The sequence below is a fragment of the Oryzomonas sagensis genome, assembly GCF_008802355.1.
In the GTDB taxonomy this organism is placed as follows: domain Bacteria; phylum Desulfobacterota; class Desulfuromonadia; order Geobacterales; family Pseudopelobacteraceae; genus Oryzomonas; species Oryzomonas sagensis.
Genome location: NZ_VZRA01000002.1, coordinates 445054 through 467242 on the forward strand (window position 1 = coordinate 445054; position 22189 = coordinate 467242).

General features: G+C 60.1%; 23 protein-coding genes, 1 tRNA gene and 1 riboswitch. Of the genes, 5 read left to right on the forward strand and 19 right to left on the reverse strand.

Annotation, left to right across the window (positions count from 1 at the left end):
• Positions 1 to 80 precede the first annotated feature (80 nt).
• The 13 genes from F6V30_RS09910 to F6V30_RS09965 form a co-directional block, all read right to left on the reverse strand.
• Positions 81 to 854, reverse strand: coding sequence for an SPOR domain-containing protein (locus F6V30_RS09910; protein WP_151156810.1), 774 nt, complete (start codon positions 852 to 854; stop codon positions 81 to 83).
• Positions 855 to 865: 11 nt separating this feature from the next.
• Entirely contained in the window at positions 866 to 2554 is a 1689-nt protein-coding gene (gene argS, locus F6V30_RS09915) for an arginine--tRNA ligase (protein WP_191965660.1), read from the reverse strand.
• A 40-nt stretch (positions 2555 to 2594) separates the two neighbouring features.
• A complete protein-coding gene (locus F6V30_RS17450; protein ID WP_275938138.1) occupies positions 2595 to 2723 on the reverse strand; it encodes a hypothetical protein in 129 nt (42 codons plus the stop codon).
• A gap of 30 nt (positions 2724 to 2753) precedes the next feature.
• The gene (locus tag F6V30_RS09920) at positions 2754 to 3047 is read right to left on the reverse strand and encodes an FtsB family cell division protein (protein ID WP_151156812.1); all 294 of its coding nucleotides are present in this window, start codon (positions 3045 to 3047) and stop codon (positions 2754 to 2756) included.
• A 175-nt stretch (positions 3048 to 3222) separates the two neighbouring features.
• The gene (locus F6V30_RS09925) at positions 3223 to 4170 is read right to left on the reverse strand and encodes a UDP-glucuronic acid decarboxylase family protein (RefSeq protein ID WP_151156813.1); all 948 of its coding nucleotides are present in this window, start codon (positions 4168 to 4170) and stop codon (positions 3223 to 3225) included.
• Positions 4170 to 5528, reverse strand: coding sequence for a UDP-glucose dehydrogenase family protein (locus F6V30_RS09930; RefSeq protein WP_151156814.1), 1359 nt, complete (start codon positions 5526 to 5528; stop codon positions 4170 to 4172). Before F6V30_RS09930 ends, F6V30_RS09925 begins: the two co-directional genes overlap by 1 nt.
• A 67-nt stretch (positions 5529 to 5595) precedes the next feature.
• Entirely contained in the window at positions 5596 to 6438 is an 843-nt protein-coding gene (gene rsmI, locus F6V30_RS09935) for a 16S rRNA (cytidine(1402)-2'-O)-methyltransferase (protein ID WP_151156815.1), read from the reverse strand.
• Positions 6439 to 7710, reverse strand: a complete 1272-nt coding sequence (locus F6V30_RS09940) for an N-acetylmuramoyl-L-alanine amidase (protein ID WP_151156816.1) — start codon at positions 7708 to 7710, stop codon at positions 6439 to 6441. It lies immediately after the preceding gene.
• Positions 7711 to 7839: 129 nt separating this feature from the next.
• Entirely contained in the window at positions 7840 to 8421 is a 582-nt protein-coding gene (locus tag F6V30_RS09945; protein WP_151156817.1) for an LOG family protein, read from the reverse strand.
• A gap of 293 nt (positions 8422 to 8714) precedes the next feature.
• Positions 8715 to 11327 (reverse strand): DNA mismatch repair protein MutS, encoded by a 2613-nt coding sequence (gene mutS / locus F6V30_RS09950; RefSeq protein ID WP_151156818.1) that lies wholly within the window; start codon positions 11325 to 11327, stop codon positions 8715 to 8717.
• Positions 11328 to 11537: 210 nt separating this feature from the next.
• Positions 11538 to 12215: an outer membrane protein gene (locus F6V30_RS09955; RefSeq protein ID WP_151156819.1), complete on the reverse strand. Its 678-nt coding sequence runs from the start codon at positions 12213 to 12215 to the stop codon at positions 11538 to 11540.
• Positions 12216 to 12482: 267 nt separating this feature from the next.
• Positions 12483 to 12722, reverse strand: a complete 240-nt coding sequence (locus F6V30_RS09960) for a hypothetical protein (RefSeq protein WP_151156820.1) — start codon at positions 12720 to 12722, stop codon at positions 12483 to 12485.
• 78 nt (positions 12723 to 12800) lie between these two features.
• The gene (locus tag F6V30_RS09965; RefSeq protein WP_151156821.1) at positions 12801 to 13073 is read right to left on the reverse strand and encodes a cytochrome c3 family protein; all 273 of its coding nucleotides are present in this window, start codon (positions 13071 to 13073) and stop codon (positions 12801 to 12803) included.
• A gap of 227 nt (positions 13074 to 13300) precedes the next feature.
• On the opposite strand from F6V30_RS09965, the gene F6V30_RS09970 reads away from it, so the two are divergent.
• A complete protein-coding gene (locus tag F6V30_RS09970) occupies positions 13301 to 13855 on the forward strand; it encodes a Slp family lipoprotein (RefSeq protein WP_151156822.1) in 555 nt (184 codons plus the stop codon).
• Positions 13856 to 13943: 88 nt separating this feature from the next.
• On the opposite strand, the gene wrbA is transcribed toward F6V30_RS09970, so the two are convergent.
• Positions 13944 to 14555, reverse strand: a complete 612-nt coding sequence (gene wrbA / locus F6V30_RS09975) for an NAD(P)H:quinone oxidoreductase (RefSeq protein ID WP_151156823.1) — start codon at positions 14553 to 14555, stop codon at positions 13944 to 13946.
• Positions 14556 to 15046: 491 nt separating this feature from the next.
• On the opposite strand from wrbA, the gene F6V30_RS09980 reads away from it, so the two are divergent.
• Positions 15047 to 15748, forward strand: a complete 702-nt coding sequence (locus F6V30_RS09980; protein WP_151156824.1) for an XDD4 family exosortase-dependent surface protein — start codon at positions 15047 to 15049, stop codon at positions 15746 to 15748.
• A gap of 97 nt (positions 15749 to 15845) precedes the next feature.
• On the opposite strand, the gene F6V30_RS09985 is transcribed toward F6V30_RS09980, so the two are convergent.
• Positions 15846 to 16697 carry a helix-turn-helix transcriptional regulator gene (locus tag F6V30_RS09985; RefSeq protein WP_151156825.1) on the reverse strand — a complete coding sequence of 284 codons (852 nt, stop codon included), beginning with the start codon at positions 16695 to 16697 and terminating at the stop codon, positions 15846 to 15848.
• A gap of 103 nt (positions 16698 to 16800) precedes the next feature.
• Here F6V30_RS09985 and F6V30_RS09990 point away from each other — a divergent pair, with 103 nt between their 5' ends.
• Positions 16801 to 17685: an SDR family oxidoreductase gene (locus tag F6V30_RS09990; RefSeq protein WP_151156826.1), complete on the forward strand. Its 885-nt coding sequence runs from the start codon at positions 16801 to 16803 to the stop codon at positions 17683 to 17685.
• Between the two features lie 158 nt (positions 17686 to 17843).
• Here F6V30_RS09990 and F6V30_RS09995 read toward each other — a convergent pair whose 3' ends face one another.
• The gene (locus F6V30_RS09995; RefSeq protein ID WP_151156827.1) at positions 17844 to 18227 is read right to left on the reverse strand and encodes a winged helix-turn-helix transcriptional regulator; all 384 of its coding nucleotides are present in this window, start codon (positions 18225 to 18227) and stop codon (positions 17844 to 17846) included.
• Between the two features lie 105 nt (positions 18228 to 18332).
• Between F6V30_RS09995 and F6V30_RS10000 the strand changes: the two genes are divergently transcribed.
• Positions 18333 to 18719 (forward strand): RidA family protein, encoded by a 387-nt coding sequence (locus F6V30_RS10000; protein ID WP_151156828.1) that lies wholly within the window; start codon positions 18333 to 18335, stop codon positions 18717 to 18719.
• A gap of 226 nt (positions 18720 to 18945) precedes the next feature.
• Here F6V30_RS10000 and F6V30_RS10005 read toward each other — a convergent pair.
• The 3 genes from F6V30_RS10005 to F6V30_RS10015 all read right to left on the reverse strand — a co-directional run bounded on the left by F6V30_RS10005 (position 18946) and on the right by F6V30_RS10015 (position 21462).
• Positions 18946 to 19043, reverse strand: a tRNA-Sec gene (locus F6V30_RS10005).
• Between the two features lie 162 nt (positions 19044 to 19205).
• A complete protein-coding gene (locus F6V30_RS10010; RefSeq protein ID WP_151156829.1) occupies positions 19206 to 20879 on the reverse strand; it encodes a diguanylate cyclase in 1674 nt (557 codons plus the stop codon).
• A gap of 229 nt (positions 20880 to 21108) precedes the next feature.
• Positions 21109 to 21462 carry a hypothetical protein gene (locus tag F6V30_RS10015; RefSeq protein WP_151156830.1) on the reverse strand — a complete coding sequence of 118 codons (354 nt, stop codon included), beginning with the start codon at positions 21460 to 21462 and terminating at the stop codon, positions 21109 to 21111.
• Positions 21463 to 21534: 72 nt separating this feature from the next.
• A riboswitch (cyclic di-GMP riboswitch) is annotated at positions 21535 to 21610 on the reverse strand.
• A 201-nt stretch (positions 21611 to 21811) separates the two neighbouring features.
• Here F6V30_RS10015 and F6V30_RS10020 point away from each other — a divergent pair.
• A complete protein-coding gene (locus tag F6V30_RS10020) occupies positions 21812 to 22150 on the forward strand; it encodes a cytochrome c3 family protein (RefSeq protein ID WP_151156831.1) in 339 nt (112 codons plus the stop codon).
• The last annotated feature ends 39 nt before the right edge of the window (positions 22151 to 22189 follow it).

A 22189-nucleotide genomic window follows, 5' to 3' on the forward strand; every position in this document is an offset into this window, starting at 1 on the left:
ATTGAAGAATCCCATTTATAGTCCAAACTGAATCCGCTGTCAATGGAAAAAATGGTTGATGGCGAAAAAAGCGGTATACGTCAATCCTTGTCCGGGATGACGATGGCTCCTTTGCCGATCTTGCCGGACAATTCCTTGGCCGCGTCCTGATCCAGCCTTCTGCCGACCCGTACCCGGTACCAGGTCCCCTTGTCCCCCTGGTTGGACTCGCTGAGGAAGACGTTGTACCCCTTGCCCGCCAGTTTGCTCCGCATGGCCTCTGCCTCGGATTTCAGGCTGTAGGATGCGACCTGCACCGTGAAACCGCCCGCATCGCGCCGCGCCGGTTTTTCCGGAGCCTGCGCCTTCTCGCCAGCCGGTTTGGCCGCGTCGCCGCCGTCCTGCTGGGGCTGCCTGTTCACGTTCGCCGGCATGGCGGCCTGGAGCGGCTGTTTGCCCTTTTCTTCCTTGGCATTGACGCCGCTCCCCATGACGTTGCTCTTCTGGCCGCTGGGCAGGGTCTTGTAGAAACTCAAGGGCGGTTCGGGCATGGTCTGGCCGTTGGAAGGCGGGGTTGCACCCGCCTGGGGCGGCTGGGTGGGCGTCGGTGCTGCCGGTTGGGGCGGCACCGGTTTGGCCGCTCCGGCGTCCTGGCGCGGCGAGCTTTCCAGGCTGGTCTGCTCCATGGCGGCCTGGAACGATTTCTTGGCTGCCCGCTGGGAGAGGAACCAGCCGCTGCCGAAACCGGCGGCGAAGGTGGCCAGGCCGGTGACGACGATGATGACCGAGAGCCGCGCCACCGGCTCCTTGCGGGGACGGTTGCCGGTGGGTGGGGTGACGAATGACTTCTTTGGTTCGCTGTAATCGATCCTCATGGGAGACTCCGCTACATCCGTTCAGGTGCTGATATTCCCAGGACCGTGAGGGCGTTTTTCAGGGCCTGGGCGGTGCGTTTGAGCAGGTAGAGGCGCGCGGCGGTCAGGGCGGTGTCTTCGGTGATGACCCGGTTCTTGTTGTAGAAACTGTGGAAGCAGCCGGCCAGTTCGGTCAGGTAGTAGGTGAGGCGGTGCGGCTCGAAGTGGACGGCGCTGTCGTCGATGGTGTCCGGCAGGGCGCACAAAAGCTTGATGAGCTGCAACTCCTCCGGGGTGGAAAGGCAGGCCAGCGCTGCCGCTGCCGGATGCTCTGGAGCGGTAAACCCTTTTTCGGCCGCGTTTTCGAAGATGCTGCAGATGCGGGCATGGGCGTACTGGACGTAGTAGACCGGGTTCTCGTTGGTCTGCTGCTTGGCCAGGTCGATGTCGAACACCAGTTGGGCGTCCACTTTGCGCATCAGGAAGAAGAAGCGGGTGGCATCGCGCCCCACCTCGTCGATCAGGTCCCGCAGGGTGACGTAGCTGCCGGCCCGTTTGGAGATCTTGACCTCTTCGCCGCCGCGCATGACGGTCACCATCTGGTGCAGCACATACTCGGGCCACCCCTGGGGGATGCCCATATCCAAAGCCTGCAGGCCGGCCCGCACCCTGGTGATGGTGCTGTGGTGATCGGCCCCCTGCTCGTTGATGACCCGGGTGAAGCCCCGTTTCCATTTTCCCAGGTGATAGGCCACGTCCGGGATGAAGTAGGTGTAGGCGCCGTCGCTCTTGCGCATCACCCGGTCTTTGTCGTCGCCGAAATCGGTGGTGCGCAGCCAGAGTGCGCCGTCCTGCTCGTAGGTGTGCTTGTTGGCGATGAGCCTTTGCACCACCTCGTCGACGCTGCCGTCGGCGTACAGGGCCGATTCCAGGGAGTAGACGTCGAAGGCCACGTCGAAGGCGGCCAGGTCCAGGTCCTGCTCCCGGCGCAGGTAGGCCACGGCAAAGGTGCGGATGGCATCCAGGTTGTGGGGGTCGCCGTTGGCGATGGTGTGCTGGTCGCTGGCCTCCACGGTCTCCCGGCCCAGATAGGCGTTGGCCACGTCCTTGATGTACTCGCCCCGGTAGCCGTCGGCCGGCCAGCGGGGGTCCTCCGGTTCGATGCCGAGGCAGCGGGCCTGGACGGAGAGCGCCAGGTTGCTGATCTGTTGACCGGCGTCGTTGTAGTAGAACTCACGGGTCACCGCCCAGCCGGCGGCCCCCATAATGCGGCAGAGGGTGTCGCCGATGGCGGCGCCGCGGCCGTGGCCGATGTGCAACGGCCCGGTGGGGTTGGCGCTGACGAATTCGATCTGCACCTTTTTCCCGGTGCCGGTCGCGGTACGGCCGAAGGCCGCGCCCTGGCTCTCGATCTCCAGGAGTGCGGACTGCCAGGCCCCTGGGGCGACGAACAGGTTGATGAAGCCGGGGCCGGCGATCTCGGTTTTGGCCAGGAGGCCCTTGCCGTCGCCCAGGTGGCGGATGACGATCTCGGCTACCTGGCGGGGGGCTTTACGCTCGCCCTTGGCCATCTGCATGGCGATATTGCAGGAAAAATCCCCGTGATCCGGGTTGTCCGGCGTACCGATGATAACGGCGGGGAAGGGGGACGAGAGAAGTTCTTCTGCGGCGGCAGCGGTCTGCAGGGCGGTTTCGACAAGGGCGGCAATTCTGTTTCGCATCATTGTGTGGGTGGTTCCTTACGATCGGCTTGTTTGATGTTTATTCGCCGCTGTCACGGATACTGACGTCGCGGGAGAAGTCGGGGCAGTGCGCTCCTCCGTCGGAGACGCTGAATCTTTTGGCGCATGTTTCGCGCCAGGCACAGACGGCGCAGCTTTGTCGTGACATGGCACCTATCCTGAAAACGGTGGATTTCGGTTATTTCTTTTCCTGGGGGAACTGGTAGATCACTTCGTTCGAACGCACAAACCCGAAATCCTTGCGGGCGATGCTTTCCAGGTAACGGCGGTCGGACTTGAGGGCGACGATCTCCCGTTTCAGCTTTTCGTTTTCGAGCCTGGTGCCGTTCAGCCGTTCCTCGACGCCGACGATGTCCTGGCGAATCTCGTAGATGCGCAGGAGCCCCTTGTCGCCGAAAACGGTAAAGAAAAGGATGAATGCGAGGCATCCGGCGGGAAAGAGGTATATCCTTTTCTGGAAAGGCAGGTTCACGTGGTCATCCTTTGGCGCCGTTCACATATAACATGACTATCCTGCATCTCATCTTCCGGCCGTCTTTGGCCGAACCTCAATCGTAAAATCCTCTGCGTAGCTCAGGCTACGCCTGCGGTTTTCCTCAAGCGGTTCAACCGAATCCGGCCTGAATCCGAGCGCAATTTCGTCCATGTCATTTTTGAACAGCTCCTTTGCCGATCCGCGCGGCAAAATACTCGGCCGTCCTGGCCAGCCCCGCGTCCAGTTCCACCTGGGGTTTCCACCCCAGCCGCTCCCCGGCCAACGAAATATCCGGCCGGCGCTGTTTGGGATCGTCCTGGGGGAGGGGGCTGAAGATCACCTTGGACTTTGATCCTGTAATTGTAATGATTTTTTCGGCAAACTCAAGGATTGTATTTTCAACCGGGTTGCCCAGGTTGACCGGTCCGGTGAAGTCGTCGCACTCCATCATGCGGCACATCCCCTCCACCAGGTCGGAAACGTAGCAGAAAGAGCGGGTCTGGGAACCGTCGCCATAGACCGTGATGTCTTCGTTGCGCAGCGCCTGGAGGATGAAGTTGGACACCACGCGGCCGTCGTGTTCGGCCATGCGGGGGCCGTAGGTGTTGAAGATGCGGATGAGGCGGATATCCACCTTGTTCTGGCGATGGTAGTCCATCATCAGGGTTTCCGCCACCCGTTTCCCCTCGTCGTAGCAACTGCGGATGCCGATGGGGTTGACGTTGCCCCAGTAGGCCTCGGTCTGGGGATGCACCTGGGGGTCGCCGTAGACCTCGGAGGTGGATGCCTGGAGGATGCGGGCCTTGACCCGTTTGGCCATCCCCAGCATGTTGATGGCGCCCATGACGCTGGTCTTCAAGGTCTTGACCGGGTTGTACTGGTAATGCACCGGCGAGGCGGGGCAGGCCAGGTTGTAGATGCGGTCCACCTCGAGAAGGATCGGCTCCACGATATCGTGGCGGACCAGTTCGAAGCGATGGTTGTCCATCAGGTGGATGATGTTGTCCTTGCTGCCGGTGAAGAAGTTGTCCAGGCAGATGACGTCGTGTCCTTCGCTAAGGAGCCGTTCGCACAGGTGCGAACCGAGGAATCCGGCGCCGCCGGTGACCAGGATACGCATTATTTCACCTCTCCGCAGATCCCGACGCCGCAGCGCCCCAGGGGGAGGTAGCGGAATCCGGCGGCCGCCATGCGGTCAGGCTTGTAGAGGTTGCGGCCGTCGATGACGAGCGGACTCTTCAGCGTGCTCTTGATGCGGTCGAAGTCCGGGTTGCGGTACTCGCTCCAGTCGGTGATGATGGCCAGGGCATCGGCGTTTTCCAGGATCGCATACTGGTTCGTGCTGTATTCGATGCGGTCGCCGAAGTGCTTCTTGGCCTCCTTGAGCGCTTCCGGGTCATGGGCGCGGACCGTGGCGCCGGCCGCCAGCAGACGCTCGATGATGGTGATGGCGGGTGCTTCCCGCATGTCGTCGGTGCGCGGCTTGAAGGAAAGGCCCCAGCAGGCCACGGTGCGGCCGGTGAGCGGCTGCTCCTCGTCCGGGGAGCCCAAGGCCGTGATGAGCTTGTCCGCCAGGACCTCTTTCTGGCGCTCGTTCACGTCCTCCACGGCCTTGAGCAGCAGGAAGTCGTAATTGCACTCCTCGGCGGTCTTGATCAGGGCCTTGACGTCCTTGGGGAAACAGGAGCCGCCGTAGCCGGGGCCGGGGAAGAGAAAGTCGTAGCCGATGCGCGAGTCGGAGCCGATCCCCTCGCGCACGGCGCTCACGTCGGCCCCCATGCAATCGCACAGGTTGGCGATCTGGTTCATGAAGGAGATGCGGGTGGCCAGCATGGCGTTGGCGGCGTACTTGGTCATCTCGGCGCTGCGGATGTCCATGACGATCAGGCGGTTCTGCTTGCGCATGAAGGGGTCGTACAGCTCCTTCATGATCTCGGCGGTGCGCACGTTGTCGGTGCCGATCACCACCCGGTCCGGTTTCATGAAGTCGTCGATGGCCGCTCCCTCCTTGAGGAATTCGGGGTTGGAGACCACGTCGAACTCAAAGGCGACGTTGCGGGCGGCCAGCTCTTCCTTGACGGCCGCGCGGACCTTGTCGGCCGTGCCGACCGGGACGGTGGATTTGTCCACGATGATCTTGTAGCCGTTCATGGCTTGGCCAATATTGCGGGCAACGCCCAGAACGTATTTCAGGTCGGCGGAGCCGTCCTCGCCGGGAGGGGTCCCCACGGCGATGAAGCAGACCAGGGACGCCTGGACCGCCTCGGCCATCTCGGTGGTAAAGGAAAGGCGACCCTCGGCCTGGTTGCGCAGTATCATTTCTTTCAGGCCCGGTTCGTAGATCGGGACGATGCCTTCTTTGAGGCCGTCAATCCTGGATTTGTCAACATCAACGGCGATGACGCTGTTGCCGCTTTCGGCAAAACAGGCCGCCGCCACAAGGCCCACATAGCCGGCACCAAAGATACAGATTTTCATGCAGTCGCTCCGGAAGTTAGGGTAATTGGTTTTCTATAACACATATCCACTTGTAATTCCAGCATAACTAATGCTCATTCATGCCATTTTGCACCCGCAGGGCCTCGGAATAGGCCGTGTTTTTGGAAACGCCGGTCATTTCAGCGGCTTTCCGGGCGGCGTCCTTGACCGTCAGCCCCTCGTCGTGCAGCAGGCGGCGCAGCAGTTCGGGCAACGGTTCGGCCTCCCGCTCCACCGCTTCGCCCGGCGCCACCAGTATGACCACCTCGCCCCGCACCTTGGCCTGGCCGACCGTTGCCAGCACCTCGCCCACCGTGCCCCGGATGAACTCCTCGTAGATCTTGGTCAGTTCCCGGGCCACCACGATCTGGCGCTCGCCCAGCATCTCCCCCATATCCCGCAGGGTTTCCTCCAGCCGGTGGGGCGCCTCGTAGAAGATCAGGGTCCCCGGCTGGGAGGCCAGGGCGCTCAGGAACGCCCGGCGCTTGCCCTGGCGGTTCGGCGGGAAACCGGCGAAGGTGAAGGTGTCGCTGGGGAGCCCGGAGGCGGAGAGGGCGGTGATGGCGGCGCAGGAGCCGGGGACGGGGATGACCCGGATGCCCTCGGCCACGGCGGCGCGCACCAGGTTGAAGCCGGGGTCGGAGATGCAGGGGGTGCCGGCGTCGGAGATCAGGGCCACCGACTTTTCCTGGCGCAGGGCCTGGAGGATCCGTTCCCCCTTGAACTGCTGGTTGTGGTCGAAATAGGAGGTGAGCGGCTTGGAGATGCCGAAGTGGTTGAGCAGCTTGAGGGAGTGGCGGGTGTCCTCGGCGGCGATCAGGTCCACCTCGCCCAGGATGCGGACCGCCCGGTAGGTCATGTCCTCCAGGTTGCCGATGGGCGTGGCCATGATGTAGAGGGTGCCCGCCATCTATTTGAGGCTGGTGATATAACCGCGGATGCCTTCCATGATGCCTTCCGCGGTCTGTTCCTGGTAGGCGGGGTCCGTGAGGCGGGACTCTTCCTGCGCGTTGCTGACAAAGGCGGTCTCCACCAGGATGCTCGGCATGGTGGCGCCCACCAGGACGTAGAAGGGGCCCTGCTTGACCCCCAGGTTCCTCACGTCGGGGTGGCGGCTTTTGATCTTGCCGTGCAGGGAGCGCTGCACTTCGTCCGCCAGATGGGCCGAGTCGTTGAGTTTGTAATTGGCCATGAGGTCGAAGAGGATCGCCTGCAGGACGCTGACCTTCTCCAGGGTGGTGCCGTTCTCCTTGGCGGCCAGTTGGGCGGCCTTTTCGGTCTTGGCCAGGTTGAGGTAGTAGGTCTCGATGCCCGAGGCCCCGCGGTTCAAGGCGGCATTGGCGTGCACCGACACGAACAGGTCGGCGTTCACCTTGTTGGCGATGGCAGTGCGCTCCTCCAAGGGAATGAAGACGTCGGTGGCGCGGGTCATGACCACGTCCAGCCCCAGCTCATCCCGCAACAGGTCGCGCAGCTTCAGGCCGATGGCCAGGACCACGTCCTTTTCCTTCACCCCGTTGGGGCCGAGGGCCCCGGAATCATGCCCGCCGTGCCCCGGATCGACGACGATCCGGCGGATCTTGGCGATGAGCGGTTTTTTATGGGGCTTGACCTTCTTTTCCACGACCGGCGGGGTTGCGGGCTTCGGCTCCGGGGCCGGCAGCGCAACCGGAGATTGAGCCGGAGCCGGTTTGGCGGCGATGGTGTTCTCCAGGCGGGAGATCTCGGCGCGCCGCTCCCCGCGTACGTCGATGACCAGCCGGGCAGGCTCGGAGAGCGGGAAGATCTTGTAGTCCTTGATATTCTCCGTATCCAACACCACCCGCACCACGTCCGGCTTGTGCTGGCCCAACCGGACCCCCTTCAGGAGGCCGTCGCCGATGGTGATGTCCTTCGCCCCCGGCCCCAGCTTGGCCCGGTTGATGTCGATGTAGACCCGGCCCGGCTTGCCGCGGCTCCCCTTGCCCAGTTCATGGGCCTCCCAGGTGACGTCCCGGTCGAACTCCAGGGAGATGCGGGTGTAGTCAGGGTTCGACCAGTGCTTCATCTCGCTCAGTACGGCCAGGGGGCGGCTGCCGGCGGTCTGGTCGCTGTTGGTCTTTTTCTTGGCCGCCAGGGCGGGGTAGGGGAGGAGTAACGCGAGGATGAGAAGGTTTGCAACTATGTGAAGAAGTCGGGTCATTGGGTCGCTTTGTGCCGCAACGGAATCGGATTGAAAAAGTAACGTATTCTTTTAACAGAAATAATTGAATGTTTCAACTTATTGGGGCAGATCTGTTCCGATGGGATGAATTGGTGAGAGCCGCCCCCCTCAGGTATCGGCTTTCTCCACCCACTTTTGCACGGTCGGCGGTGCGTAACCGGCGAACCGGTCCAGCAGCGCATTGGGGCTTTGCTCCACGAGCAGCATGGAGCGGTGCGGTGCTCTCACGAACTGTTCCGCCACGGTGTGATCCAGGAACGCAATCAGCGCGTCGTAGTACCCCGCGATGTTGAGCAGACCGCACGGTTTGCTGTGAAAGCCCAGTTGGGCCCAGGTCCAGATCTCGAAGATCTCCTCCAGGGTGCCGATCCCTCCCGGCAGGGCGATGAACCCGTCGGAAAGCTCGGCCATCATGGTTTTGCGCTCGTGCATGGAGCGGGTGACGTGGAGTTCGGTCAGGTTCGGGTGGGCGATCTCCTTGCGCATGAGCGCATCGGGGATGACCCCCACCGCCTTCCCGCCCAGTTCCAGCACCGTATCCGCCACCATCCCCATGATGCCGACACTGGCGCCGCCGTAGACGAGCCGCAGGTTACGATCGACCAGGGATTTTGCAAGGTCACGGGCGGCGCCGGCGTAGTCTTCCTGGCGGCCGGGATTGGAACCGCAATAGACGCAGATGCTTTTCATGACGAAACTCCAACTGTAAAGATGGCTACCACCCCCGGCCCCTCCTAAACTAGGAGGGGAGGAAAACGCCTCGTTCTTCTCCCTCCTTGATAAGGAGGGGGGCAGGGGGTGGTTGATTAATTAGTGACAAGCCTCTGCTTTATCCCCTCACCCGGCCTTCGGCCACCCTCTCCCTTAGGGAGAGGGGATAATGAGCATCCCTTCTCCCTAGGGGAGAAGGTGCCCCGAAGGGGCGGATGAGGGGGATTTTGATGTTGCTTGCAAAACTAATTTCAGCCCCAACCTCGACCTTGCTACACCATCCGCTTCAACTCATCCAGCAGGTTGAGCGCCTCCAGGGGGGTGAGGGTGGCGATGCTGAGCTTCTTCAGGCGCAGGCGCAACTGGTCCTCCGTGCTCTCGAACAGGGAAAACTGGGGGGATGGCGCTTGGGGCTGGCTCTTCTTGCTCTTGGCCAGGCGCGGGGCGCCTTCCTCGAACTCGCCGTGCTCCAGGTTGCGCAGGATCTCCTTGGCCCGCTCGATCACGTCCGCCGGCATGCCGGCCAGCCGGGCCACCTGGATGCCGTAGGAGTGGGAGGCGCCGCCGGGGATGATGGTGCGCAGGAAGATGACCTGGTCGTTCCACTCCCGCACCGCCACGGTGAAATTCTTGATCCGCTCCCTGGTGGCGGCCAGCTCGGTCAGCTCGTGGTAATGGGTGGCGAAGAGGGTGCGGGCCCGGCAGCCGGGGGTGTCGTGGATATACTCGGCCACGGCCCAAGCGATGGAGACCCCGTCGAAGGTGGAGGTGCCCCGGCCGATCTCGTCCATGACGATCAGGCTCCTGGGACCGGCGTTGCGCAGGATGGTGGCCGCCTCCATCATCTCCAGCATGAAGGTGGACTGGCCGCGGGCCAAGTTGTCCCCGGCGCCGACCCGGGTGAAGATGCGGTCGGCGATGCCGATGCGGGCCTCGGCGGCCGGGACGAAGCTGCCGGCTTGGGCCATGAGGCAGATCAGGGCCACCTGGCGCATGTAGGTGGACTTGCCGGCCATGTTGGGGCCGGTGATCATGAGGATCTGGTTCTCGTCGGCGTCCAGGCGGGTGTCGTTGGGGACGAAACGCTCCCCCAGCTTCATGGCCTCGATGACCGGATGGCGGCCGTCCCTGATGTCGATGACGTCCGTATCGTCCATCTGGGGCTTGCAGTAGTTCCGTTCCCCCGCCACGATGGCCAGGGAGATGAGCACGTCCAGCACCGCCAGGCCGTCGGCGGTGCGGCAGATGCGTTCGGCCTGGGCCGCCACCTGTTCGCGGATTTCCTGGAACAGGGCGTATTCCAGGTCGCAGATGCGCTCCTCGGCCCCCAGCACCTTTTCCTCGTAGTTTTTCAGCTCCTCGGTGATGAAACGCTCGGCGTTGGCCAGGGTCTGGCGGCGGATGTAGTCGGCCGGCACGGAGCCCAGGTTGCTTTTGGTCACCTCGATGGAATAGCCGAAGACCCGGTTGTAGCGGATCTTGAGGGTGGAGATGCCGGTGCGCGCCTTCTCCTGGGCCTCCAGGCGGGCGATGAACCCCTTGCCCTCGTGGCTTATGGCCCGCAGTTCGTCCAGTTCGGCGTTGTGGCCGGTAGCGATGATGCCGCCCTCCCGCAGGGAGAAGGGGGGGCTCTCCACGATGCCCCGTTCCACCAGGGCGCGGATGTCGTCCAGCGGGTCGATGGTGCCGGCCAGGGAGTGGAGGAGCCCGGCCTGCAACGGGGCGAGGCGCTCCAGGAGCTGCGGGAGGCGGCGCAGGGAATCGTGCAGGGCCCGCAGGTCGCGCCCCGATGCCGAGGCCATGCCGATGCGGCCGTTGAGGCGTTCCAGGTCGGCGATCTCCCGCAGATGGGCCGTCAACTCCTCCCGCAGGTCGGCGGCTTCCAGCAGCTCCTCCACCGCCTCCAGGCGCCGGCGGATCGGCTCCAGCCCCACCAGGGGGTAGCTGAGCCACTGCTTGAGCCGCCGGGCGCCCATGGCGGTGGCGGTCCGGTCCAGGCAGCCCAGGAGCGATCCGGCCTTCTTTCCTTCGGCCATGGTGGCGGTGATTTCCAGGTTGCGGCGGGTGGCCGGGTCCAGGGCCAGGTGCTCGGTGCGTTCGTAGACCTTGATATCCCGGATATGGGGGATGGCGGACTTGCGGTTCTCCCGCAGGTAGTACAGGGCCGCCCCGGCAGCCACGAGGCCCGCCGGCATGGCGCCAAGGCCCAGGGCCTCGGCCGATGCGGCGCCGAACTGGCCGCAGAGAAGCGACGTGGCATAGTCCCGTTCAAAGACCCAGCCCGGAGCGCGGGAGACGATCCGCTCTCCCAGAAAGGCCCGCAGGTCGGCGGGCAGGTCGTCCAGTTCCAGGGTGTCGGCCAAAAGCACCTCCCGGGGGGCGATGCAGGCCGCCTCGCCGGCCGCCGCCGCGGCGCCCGCCAACTCGGTCACCCGGAATTCGCCCGTGGACAGGTCCAGCCAGGCGCACCCCCAGGTGGTGCCCGCGCCCTGGGAGAGGGCGAGCAGGTAGTTGTTCTCGTCCGGCGACAGGCTCTCGGTCTCGATGAGAAGCCCCGGCGTGACCACCTTGACCACCTCGCGCCGCACGATCCCCTTGGCCTGCTTGGGGTCTTCCACCTGCTCGCAGATGGCCACCTTGCGGCCCGATTCGATCAGCTTGGCGATGTAGGGGGAGGCGGAGTGGAAGGGGACGCCGCAGAAGGGGATCTCGTCGCCGCTCCCCTTGTTGCGGGAGGTCAGCGCGATGTCCAGGATGCGGGAGGCGGTCAAGGCGTCGTCCAGGAACATCTCGTAAAAGTCCCCCATGCGGAAGAAGAGGATCGCGTCCGGGTATCCCGACTTGATCTCCAGATATTGCCGCATCATGGGGGTCTGGTCTGCCATGCGTTGTGAACCTTCCGTTTCGTAGAATGGGTGTTGGTGGTTGTAGCACACGGCCTGCGGCTTTTCAAGGCCAAGGGGGGAGGGCGGGCGCTGCTGCGGAACTGCGGCCGGTAGAACGTGGGTGCTGAATTGCGCTGACGAAAAAACCCCGGACCACTGATCCGGGGCTTTGTGCGTTCGGCTGGTGCCGTTACCGGGGAAAGGCCGGGGTTAAAACTTTGCCCTGAAGCCGACCATGGCGTTGTGGCTTTCGAAGCGGATGCCGCTGGTTGTCAGCAGGTCCCCGTTGAAGCTGGCCCGGTCGGTGTTGAAGTAGCGGTAGCCCAGATCCAGCGAGTATCTGCGGTTGAGGGCGATGCCGAGGCCGGCGCCCACCTGATAGGCAAAGACGGTGTCGTTATCTTGGGGGTACATGTGAAACCGGGTCGTGCCGCTGGTGGCAAAGGTATCGGTCATGTACAGCGACGCAAAGCCGATGCCGCCACCCAGGTACGGGGTGACGGGGGTGTCGTTGTGGATGTCGAAAAAGGCGTTGGCCATGAAGGCGAGCGCCCCCAGGCTGCCGTCGATATTCCGGAACTGACCGCCGCCGGCATTGTCGGTAATCGACTTGATGTCGGACTGTTTGTACGAAAGTTCGCCCTCCAGGCGCATGAAACCGAAATCGTATCCGCCCGCGCCGCCGACATAGATGCCCGGGTCGAATTCTATCCGTTCGTCGGAGGTTGTGTTGCTGACGAAGTCAGTCGTTGACGAGTCCGTACTCCGGGGCACAGTTATGCCGAGGAAGCCGGTGACATAGGGACCCGGCCGCATGGGGGTCGCCTGGCTTGCGGCGGGGATGGCAACGGCTATGAGGAGTGCAAGGGTGGTCAATGTTTTTTTCATGGTTTGTCTCTCCTTTGTGCATTCTGGATTCGACAGGCATCGATCTCGACAGCCTGGCTGGCCGATGTGGCGGTGCAAGGCCAAAACAGTAGATGATACTATACTACATATACGCGGCATTGTCATGGGTTGACAGACAATCCGCGTCGTCAATCTCCCGGTTCGAAGATTTTGTTTAATGGTTGCGGCGTGTTGCGAAACTGCGGCAGGAGGGGGGCGATGGGGGAAAGCAGGGGCTTGCCGGGGAGCGAAACAGGGGGGAGTGGGTTACAGCATGTCACATGCGAGACCCATGAAATCGAAGATATTGTTTTCCGGGGCCACGCCCTGCTCGCGCTTGAACATGCAATTCGGCGAACAGTAGTGAAGGGCGCCGGGGATGATCACCCCGTCCGTGACCTCCAGCAGATAACCGTTGCGGTCCACGCGGACGGAATAAATACCGGCGGTGCTGCCGGCATCGAAGGCTGCTCCGCAATGGCTGCAATGTGTCCGTATCGTCGGCATGAACTGAATTTTGCCATTAATTAAATCGCAGCGTCAAGCGGTTAGAAATTATAATAATATAATTTTAAAAATAGAGCGCTAATCCTTCCATTTATGGCATCCGGAGCATCTGACGGGGCCTTTCGCCATCTCCGCGTGGCACCCCTTGCAGTTCTTGTGCGCCCATTCCTTGCCGAACCCTTTGATCTTGCCGACACCCTCCGCGTGGCATGTGATGCACGTGCCGGTGATGGCCATGTGGTCTTTGTGGGGAAAGGTCACCTTGTTCTTGAAATTGATCACCTCGGGCGCGGCAAGGGCCGATCCCGAGAAGGCAAGCAGGGCAAGCAGGACAGCAGCGGTCTGTTTCATGGGCGAATCTCCTCCTGGCTGTGTTTGGGGTGCTCTGCGGACGCGGCTGTCGGCGTCGGCGGGAAGTTCGGTGTGCTCCCCCGCCTTTTCCACATATACTATTTTTTATCCGTCTGCAAGGGCATATCCCTGGTTGCGCACTATTTTTGCCGCCCGGAGCGGGCGGCGCCCCCCTTGTCCCGCCTGCGCAAAAGGGGGTATACTAAAACAGAGGAGGCGAATACCCCATGAAAGCATTACTGGTATCGGTGTGTTCCCTGGTGCTCCTGACCGGATGCGCCCATGTCTTCAGCGAACGGGCCGACCTGATGGTGGACCGCACCATCGACTACGAACAGTTCAAGTTGAATCCCAAGGCCTATGTGGGCAAGTTTGTGAAGTTCGGCGGAATCATAGCGTCCACCAAGAATACCAAGGAAGGGGCCCGGATCGAGGTGGTGCAATTTAACCTGGGAAGCGACGACATGCCCTATGAGGAGCATGTCTCGGGCGGGCGTTTCCTGGCCACCAGCCCCGGCTATCTGGATGCCCTGGTCTTCAAGGCGGGGCGGCCGGTTGCGGTCATCGGAGAGGTGAAGGGCGAAAAGGTCCTGCCCCTGGGCGAGATCAGTTATACCTACCCGGTCGTCTCGATTGTGGAGATTCATGTCTGGAACCGCTCCGACCTGTATCCGTACCCGCCGGGGTACTACGACTCCCCGTACTTTTATTACGGTTACGGCCCCGCCTATCCCTACGGGTGGGGCGGCCCCTACTGGTACGGTCCGCGTCACTGGCGATAGTTTTTCCCGGGGATGAAGCAGGGAGAAACGGACGCCGGAGGCGCACCGTGGGGTGAACGTCTCCGGCTGTTGTTTGCGCGGGACGGCCCTACTTCAGTTTGAGGGCGATGCGCGCCACGTGGGCGCCCTGGTAGCGGGCGCCGGCCAGTTCGTTGGCGCTGGGCAGACGTTCGCCCTTGCCCCCGGCGATGGTCGACGCGCCGTAGGGGCTCCCCCCGGTGATCTCGGAGATGCCCATCTGCCCGGCAAAGGCGTAGGGGAGGCCGACCACCACCATCCCCTGATGGAGCAGGGTCGTGTGGAAGCTCAAGATGGTGGATTCCTGCCCGCCGTGCTGGGTGGCGGAGCTGGCGAAGACGCTGCCCGGCTTGCCTACCAGCGTTCCCTTCACCCAGAGCTGGCCCGTGGCGTCCAGAAACTGGCGCATCTGGCCGCACATGTTGCCGAAACGGGTCGGGGTGCCGAAGATGATGGCATCGGCACCTGCCAGGTCGTCCACCGTAGCCACCGGAATATGGGCCATGCCTTTCTGGGCCTCCAGCGCCCCCATCATCCCCAACACCTCATCGGAGAGGGTCTCCGGCACGCGCTTGATGATCGCCTCGCAGCCAGCCACCTCGCGAACCCCCTCGGCAACCGCTTCGGCCATCTTGTAGATATGCCCATACATGCTGTAATAGACGATGAGTACCTTGCACATCCCTTTAATCTCCTTTCAAATCAAGAATATTTGCCACGGAGCCGCCGGGGTGACACATGGCGCATCATGTCGAGGGCGGGTGTCCCGCCCCAACGACGGTGATGTTCTCTGCGCCTTCGTGGCCCTACGGCCTGACTGGCATCGTATGATGAAAGGATAGCAGATAATCGGGGCTGCGCAACCGCCCGGGCGCGCCGCTCCGCGCGAATGCAGCCGAGCCTGATATGCTCTCATCTGAATACGCGACAAATATTCAGGACTTTACACCTGTTGTGCAGTTCGTGCATCGGTATAATTTAACCGATTGATATTGTTGAAATAACCGGTCAAGCGTTAGCAAAACATGGTTGTCGGAATATTTTACATATATCTGGACCGTTCTTGTAAGGTGACTGTTATTGCTGATTTTTTTGCTTTGGTACGATATGTGCTAATAAAAATTGCCATTAAGGACATATTTGTACACTCATATAAAAGGTGGTGAATATCAAATGGGAAAATTGCTAATCGGCATGATGATCGTCTTGGGCATGGCAACAAGCGGGTGGGCAACGACGTACAGCGATTATACGTATTCCGATGCGTCCGGCCGTGCGGCAACCGCAGACTTTACCCTGGACGGGACAAGCCTCACATTGCTGCTCACCAACGCTTCGACCTCGGCCGTTCCCGATCCGACCTCTATCCTGACCGCGCTGCTGTTCGGCACCAGCAGTCCCTTGACGGCGCTGTCCGCGATAGTGCCGAGCGGCAGCACCGTCATTACTAAAAACGGGACCTTGTACCCTGCCGGCACGAACGTGGGCAGCCAATGGGCTTATAACGCCAACGGCGTTTCAAGCGCCGGCCTCGGTATCTTCGGCCCACACGACATAATTGGCGGTCCTGGTCTGATCTCCGCTCCCGGCAAGCCGCCGGCCGGCCTTCCCTACGGCATCGTCGGAACCGGCGCCATCAACTTCAACAACGGCGACCTGGGCAATGCCCAGTTGATTCGGAATGCGGTGCAGTTCACCTTCACAACCGGCAACGATTTCACCCTGGCGGACATCTCAAATGTCGAATTCCAGTATGGTACGAGTCTGGGGGGGTATCCCGCGAATCCGGTGCCGGAACCGTGCACCCTTCTTCTCCTGGGCGGCGGTTTCGGTGTGGCCGCCCTGGCTCGGCGCCGAGCGGGCAGGGGAGTTTAGATTGGCCGACACCGATGCAACTCAAAAGGGCTTCCACATGGGAGCCCTTTTTTGTGGGGCTCGTTTGGGAAAAAAATGAGGGGTAGGTCTCCACTCTTCAAATTTTGGATTTGGAGCCGCGACCCTTTGATTTTTTCTCAAAGAGTGAGTGAATAAGTCCCTCATCTTCCCGAGTTGCCGGATTGTAAATGACGAGAGCAAGGTCGGGGCGGCCATCCACTGAAAAGGATGAATAATCAAGAGTTAACGATCCAACAACCGGATGGTGTAGTCGTTTAATACAGTCGCCATTTGCCAAAATGTCATGTTTCTGCCACAGAGAGTTGAATTCTGAGCTAGAGCGACATAGCTCGTTGATCAGTTGTTTAACCTCATTCGTTGCTCCAGTTCGAGCAATGTCGGCTCGGAACGCTGCGACTATTGAATGTGCAACGTGCTCCCAATCGGCTTGGATAGACTGGATTTGAGGGTTCATAAAGAACCTTCTCAAAATATTGCGTTGAGAACTATCTAACTCACCAAAGTCGCCAAAAACGACAGATGCGGCTTTGTTCCAACCAACTATGTCCCATGTTGACGTTCTAACGAATGCCGGACTGTAACAGAGTGAATCAAGTATGCGCTGCAAGCGTGGTGTGATGCCATCGACAGGCTTATAACTGACCTCAGGAAGTCTTCCCAAAGCTAGAAGAAACATATGTTCACGCTCAGCATCGGTTAGCAGCAACGCACGAGCTAGCCGGTCCAGCACATCGGCAGAAGGCGCACCACCTCGGCCTTGTTCCAGCCACGTGTACCATGTTGCACTGACATTTGCACGTTGAGCGACCTCCTCACGCCGCAGACCAGGAGTGCGACGGCGTACCATGGAAAAGCCCAGAGCTACAGGGTCAAGTTTTGTACGACGATCCTTTAAATATTCGCCTAGAGGATTTTCTCTTCCGTCCATAAGCCATCCTGTTACTAATTATACTAGTATAAGGTCACTACTTTACCATTATATTGCACGAAGCTACGATTGTTTCAAATCATTTCTAGGGAGGACAATCTGAGTGAATATTTTCGTAACAGGTGCAACTGGATTTATCGGAACTCACGTTGCCAAAGAAATGTTTAATGCCGGACATAAAGTTATCGGTCTTGCTCGTTCAGATGCGGGGGCTCGGCGACTGACTGATATCGGCGTAAATGTCCATCGTGGCTCTCTTGAAGATCTTGATTGTCTGCGAAGCGGAGCAGCCGATGCGGACGCAGTCATTCACTTGGGCTTTGTTCATGACTTCTCAAAGTTTCAAGAGAACTGTGAAATCGACAGACAAGCCATTGAGGCTCTTGGATCTGTGTTAGCTGGAACCGGCCGCCCACTGATCATTACCTCTGGGTTGGTGCCAGCGGAAGCACCCGGGCAACTTTCTACCGAAGCCAACATTGTACCGCCGGACTTTCCTACCCCCCGGGTTTCGGAACAGACTGCTCTTGCGCTTCAGGCTAAAAAGGTTAGCTCAGCGGTTGTACGATTGCCCCAGGTCCACAATACCATCAAACAAGGTTTGGTCACCTATGCCATAGAGATAGCGCGAGAGAAAAGAATATCTGCATACGTGGGTGACGGACAATCCCGGTGGGCGGCGGCACATGTTACTGATGTCGCGCGTCTTTACAGGCTTGCAATAGAAAAACATAAATCAGGTGCCATTTATCATGCAGTAGCCGAAGAAGGTATACGAATGCGTGATATTGCCGAAGCCATTGGGCGAAGCTTGGGAATGTCGGCGGTATCCATCTCTCCGGAAGAAGTCAGGGAGCATTTTGGATGGCTGGGTATGTTCGTAGAGCGAGATCTACCGGCTTCGAGCGCCATTACAAGGGAAAAACTGGGATGGATTCCGACTGGGCCGGGGCTGATTGCTGATATTGAGCGAATAAATGCGCAATAAGGTGGCGTTGACTTTAAACAGGTCGTTTTTTACGGCGTAAAAACTTAATTTGGAGTTGCATACAACATAAATAAAATCGAAAATAGGGCTATCCGCGTAAAAACGCCGCCTTAGTAGGACTATGGGTGGCGTTTTTACGCGGATAGCGGTACTGCGGGTCAACTTGGCTCGGAGTAGATAAATCCGCCTGACAGGGCAGCTTGTTTATTTTGATTCCTTGCTCCCCATTCGCATAATCCTTCCAAGACAGGTAAGAGCGTTTCTGCTTTAGCTGTCAAACGGTACTCAACTTTAGGCGGAATTTGAGGATACTCTTTTCGTTCTATCAAACCATCTGATTCCAGTTCTTTCAATTGCGAACTCAATATCTTAAAGGTAATCGAGCCAATTTGTCTTTTTAGGTCATTAAAGCGGATAGGTTGATTTTCTGCCAAAAGGTAAATGATAACCATCTTCCATTTACCGCCAATCACCGACAAGGTATATCCAAAAGGTGTATCTTGGATATTTTTTACTTGACCCTTATATGCAGCCATTCCCATAATTGACACTATCCTTTCTAATAGTAGCTATCAATAAAGTGCGTACTACTTTTTCATTTGCTGTCTTGTTATACTAAATTTACTTTAAAGTAAAGGAGAGATAAAATGATTAACATTAAGACTTATAATCACAATCTTTGGGATCACGGCATTTCCCAAGCATACGGAGTGAATGGCACAATTTATGTTTCCGGGCAATTTTCCCATGATTCAGAGGGCGCATTTATTGGCGAAGGTGACATTGAAACGCAAACTCGTCAGACACTTGAAAATCTTGACCATGTATTAGCGGAGTTTGGTGTCACGAAATCCAACCTCGCGTATGTGGAAATTTATCTGGCAGATGCTGGGGAGTATTCGGATTCCGTTATTAAGCTGTTCAAGGGATACTTAGGGAAGCACCGGCCAGCGGGAACTCTTGTAGGAGTGCCGTCTTTTGCTTTTCCGGCACAATTAATTGAAATAAGTGCTGTCGCATATACCGACTATTAATAACTATTCAGCTCACAGCAACCGTCGAACAAGATACAAAAAAAGCCGACCCCACTAAGATCAATGGGGCGGCTTTTTTAGGAATAATTTGGGTGTCAAGCCAGCACATTGACATCACGTATATTGCACCCCTCCCATAACTCGCCTCAAGCCACTCTGCCGAGCCATCCACGCCCCCGCAACCGGCCATCGTTACAAAACAATCGAAACTATTTGAAGAGATAATTGGCGGAAGCACATGGGAATCGAACCCACCGGGGAGATTTCTCATCCCCCCCACCGGTTTTGAAGACCGGGCGGCCCACCAGCGACCGACGTGCTTCCGAAGAGGTTGTGACGAGCCGGCTGCAACCGGCCCGCAGGATTTGGGAAGGGCTCTCTTATACACTCAGTCGCGGCACTTTTGCAAGCGGTGTTGCAAACGGACCCGGTGGTGCGTAGGAGGGCAGGGAACTTATTCCCGGCCTTGACGGGAGGGGGGATGGTTTACGCCACATCCTCGCAGCCGACGGCTATGACCCGGTTGCGACCCTCTTCCTTGGAGATGTAGAGCGCCTCGTCGGCGGCCTTGTAGAGCTTTTCCGCCGTGCCGAACTTGTCGAGGGAGGCGACGCCGCAACTGAAGGTGGAGTTGAAATACTCCTCGCCGGCGGGAAAGCCGATGGCGGCGAAGCTCTCCAGGATCTGCTCCAACAGGTGCCCGGCCTCCATGATGTCGCAGGCGGGAAGGATGACGGCAAACTCCTCGCCCCCGGTGCGGCCGACCACGTCGCACGTGCGGAGCCGCTGCCGAAGCAGCCGGGCCAGGGCCATGAGGACCCGGTCCCCCGCGTCATGGCCGTACTGGTCGTTGATCTCCTTGAAACGGTCCAGGTCGATCATGGCGAAGCAGAGCGCCTCCTCCCCCCTGAGGGCGTCTTCGATGGCCAGGTCGAGATGCTTCCTGGTGGCGGTGTGGTTGAATAGCCCGGTCATGGCGTCCGTGGTCATGGAGGAGCGTATGACCTTCATCCGCTCGGCCAGAACGGTCACGGTGGAGATCAGGTGATCCGGCGTGATCGGCTTGAGCAGAAATTCGTCCCCACCCATGCGCCGCGCCTCGAACTGGGCGTCCGCATTGGTTTCGCTGGAGAGGAAGATGATCGGGATGCTGAAGTAGGCCTCGATCTGCCGGATCGTCCTGGCCAACTCCGTGCCGTTGCAGCCGGGCATGTACATATCCATGAGGATCAGGTCCGGCTTGAATTCCAAGAGCAGCGGCAGCGCCTGCAAGGGGTCGTTCAGGCTCCGGGTCTCCATGCCCGCGTCCTGGAGAATGAGGGCGGTCATCTCCGTCAGGAGCGGGTCGTCGTCCACGATCATGATGCGGTACGGTTCGGGGGCCTCCCGGGTGGTAAGGGCGTGAAGGGTCGTGCAGAGGCCGGTGATGTTGACCGGCTTGACGAAATAGGCGTCGGACCCGGCCCGGAGCGCCGCGAGACGGGAAGAGAGGTCGCCCAGGGAGGAGATGAAGACCGTGGGGATAGTCCGTTCCAGCTCGGGGCGAATCTCCTTCATCACATCCGCCCCGCCGGTCGGCTGGCCGGGGTAGACCAGGTCCATGACGATGACGTCCGGGTGCCCGCCGCGGACGGCGTTGCGGAACTGCTCCAGCTCGCCGAAGGTCAGCACCTCGAAGCCGAAACAGCCGATCTGGGTGGCCAGGTTCAGGCGTTGCAGGGGGTCGTGCTCGCAGAGGTAGACGACCCGGCGTTCCATCCCGTGGAAGGTCTCGGCGGCCGCCACGACCTCAAGGGCTTGCAGGTCCATGGCCCGGGGCGCATCGGTGCGGGCCGCCTCGCGCTCCATCCGGCCGACAAGCTCCTGCAGCAGGGGGCGCCAGGCGCTCTCGGGGCCCGCCTCTCCCTTGCGCACCTGCCGCGCCAGCCGCTCCCCCTCCGCGGCCAGGTCGCTCAATGCGTGCAGGCCGAAGTTGGCGCTCTCCCCCCGCAGGGTGTGGAAGCAGCGGTACAACTCGTTGACCGCTTCTTTGGCCGGCACCCCCTGGCCGAGGGCGGCATGCGCCTCCCTGACGGCGTCCAGCTTGGCGGGGAGCTGCCGCATGAACGTCTCGCGGAAATTCTTCAATTTTGTCGCTATTAAGGTTGATTTGCCGCCCATAACGCCTCTGTGGGGAAACAACGCCCGCGGCCCCGGGTCTCAGCCCTTGGGCCGCGGGCATCCGTTGCCGGTGAAGATCGTACGATTGTCCCCGGTGCGGGCAACCGTATGCCTTCTGCTATACCACACCAGGTTTCCATTAACAAAGTCTATTTGTGTGTTCCCTCAGGCGGGTTCTGCGGGTGGGACTCGGGGGGGGGCGGTAGCTCAGGGAGGGGGGAAGGAGCGGCTAAAAGGCGACGCCGAATCTGACGCTGAGGCCGCCCAAGCTGGCGACCTCCTGGCGGGGAGGAGGGGCTTTTATCCGGCTTTCCTGGGGACTGCCCCCCGCTTCGTAGCTGAAGGTGAGCGATACCCCGTTGTTGTAGCGGACCATGACGTTGCCGTCGTCGTTCAGGGTCAGGAGGGCTTTTTTCGCGGCAGGGAGCTGGGGAGCGGGTTGCTCCCGGAGTTGTTGATCCGGGGCCTGGAGGAAAAGCACGTTTTCCGCGCGGGCGGGGAGGGGGGCGAGCAGCAGGGAGAGCAGGGCACAGACCGCAGCGGCCAGGAACAAGCGGGGTGTTGCTTGGTGGTGTGCTTGCATACGTCCTTCCTTTTCCTTATTCCATCTGCGGGCACAAAAAAAGCCGGGTCGCCGATATCATTATCCTGATATTTCGGCGACCCGGCTGTCTCTGTAAGACCCGTGGGCTTTCCGTCCCACCCTCGCGGATGGTTTAGTATTGTCGATACCCTATGCAATTGTTGATTCACTCTACCCCTGCCCGGGTAGATATTATGTGACGGCCGTCACATTTTGGGAGAATGTGCGTCCCTCTTCCCGGGGGGCATCCCTTCGCGGCGCACCCGCCGCGCTTTCTTGCGAGTTTCCATTTGTGCATTACAATTAGCACATCACTTTCCTACCGAGCCCCGAAAGGAGGCGTCACATCATGAAAAAGCTCACCGTGGCTCTTGCCGTGGTTCTCGCGACGGCCGGGACGCCCGCCGCCCTTGTTGCGGCGGATGCTCCCCAAAATGCCGGTCCTGAGATCATCAAGCTCAAGATGGGCGACCTCTATCTGGTCTTCAAGCACTGGCAGCATCAGAAGTGGACCAACCGTGAATGTCTCCGCTGCCATACGGCCCAGGAGTGGAAGATCAAAAAATGGGACAAGGAGGTCGCCCACCAGATCTGCATCTCCTGCCATGACCAGGGGAAAAAAGGGCCGGTGGACTGCAAGGAATGCCATGGCCCCACCTACACCTCGATGCAGAAGGACCGCCCGTAGCGAGGTGGCCTATAGTGCTGTCGAAATCCCGGAGGGCAT

Excerpts from the sequence above, each read along its gene's own strand:
- F6V30_RS09910 (WP_151156810.1), bottom strand. The coding sequence starts at position 854 with ATGAGGATCGATTACAGCGAACCAAAGAAGTCATTCGTCACCCCACCC.
- F6V30_RS09955 (WP_151156819.1), bottom strand. The coding sequence starts at position 12,215 with ATGAAAAAAACATTGACCACCCTTGCACTCCTCATAGCCGTTGCCATC.
- wrbA (WP_151156823.1), bottom strand. The coding sequence starts at position 14,555 with ATGTGCAAGGTACTCATCGTCTATTACAGCATGTATGGGCATATCTAC.
- F6V30_RS09930 (WP_151156814.1), bottom strand. The coding sequence starts at position 5,528 with ATGAAAATCTGTATCTTTGGTGCCGGCTATGTGGGCCTTGTGGCGGCG.
- F6V30_RS09995 (WP_151156827.1), bottom strand. The coding sequence starts at position 18,227 with ATGGGAATGGCTGCATATAAGGGTCAAGTAAAAAATATCCAAGATACA.
- rsmI (WP_151156815.1), bottom strand. The coding sequence starts at position 6,438 with ATGGCGGGCACCCTCTACATCATGGCCACGCCCATCGGCAACCTGGAG.
- F6V30_RS09960 (WP_151156820.1), bottom strand. The coding sequence starts at position 12,722 with ATGCCGACGATACGGACACATTGCAGCCATTGCGGAGCAGCCTTCGAT.
- F6V30_RS10000 (WP_151156828.1), top strand. The coding sequence starts at position 18,333 with ATGATTAACATTAAGACTTATAATCACAATCTTTGGGATCACGGCATT.
- F6V30_RS09965 (WP_151156821.1), bottom strand. The coding sequence starts at position 13,073 with ATGAAACAGACCGCTGCTGTCCTGCTTGCCCTGCTTGCCTTCTCGGGA.
- F6V30_RS09985 (WP_151156825.1), bottom strand. The coding sequence starts at position 16,697 with ATGGACGGAAGAGAAAATCCTCTAGGCGAATATTTAAAGGATCGTCGT.
- F6V30_RS09980 (WP_151156824.1), top strand. The coding sequence starts at position 15,047 with ATGGGAAAATTGCTAATCGGCATGATGATCGTCTTGGGCATGGCAACA.
- F6V30_RS09925 (WP_151156813.1), bottom strand. The coding sequence starts at position 4,170 with ATGCGTATCCTGGTCACCGGCGGCGCCGGATTCCTCGGTTCGCACCTG.
- F6V30_RS10010 (WP_151156829.1), bottom strand. The coding sequence starts at position 20,879 with ATGGGCGGCAAATCAACCTTAATAGCGACAAAATTGAAGAATTTCCGC.
- mutS (WP_151156818.1), bottom strand. The coding sequence starts at position 11,327 with ATGGCAGACCAGACCCCCATGATGCGGCAATATCTGGAGATCAAGTCG.
- F6V30_RS09970 (WP_151156822.1), top strand. The coding sequence starts at position 13,301 with ATGAAAGCATTACTGGTATCGGTGTGTTCCCTGGTGCTCCTGACCGGA.
- F6V30_RS09945 (WP_151156817.1), bottom strand. The coding sequence starts at position 8,421 with ATGAAAAGCATCTGCGTCTATTGCGGTTCCAATCCCGGCCGCCAGGAA.
- argS (WP_191965660.1), bottom strand. The coding sequence starts at position 2,554 with ATGCGAAACAGAATTGCCGCCCTTGTCGAAACCGCCCTGCAGACCGCT.
- F6V30_RS10020 (WP_151156831.1), top strand. The coding sequence starts at position 21,812 with ATGAAAAAGCTCACCGTGGCTCTTGCCGTGGTTCTCGCGACGGCCGGG.
- F6V30_RS10015 (WP_151156830.1), bottom strand. The coding sequence starts at position 21,462 with ATGCAAGCACACCACCAAGCAACACCCCGCTTGTTCCTGGCCGCTGCG.
- F6V30_RS09940 (WP_151156816.1), bottom strand. The coding sequence starts at position 7,710 with ATGACCCGACTTCTTCACATAGTTGCAAACCTTCTCATCCTCGCGTTA.
- F6V30_RS17450 (WP_275938138.1), bottom strand. The coding sequence starts at position 2,723 with ATGTCACGACAAAGCTGCGCCGTCTGTGCCTGGCGCGAAACATGCGCC.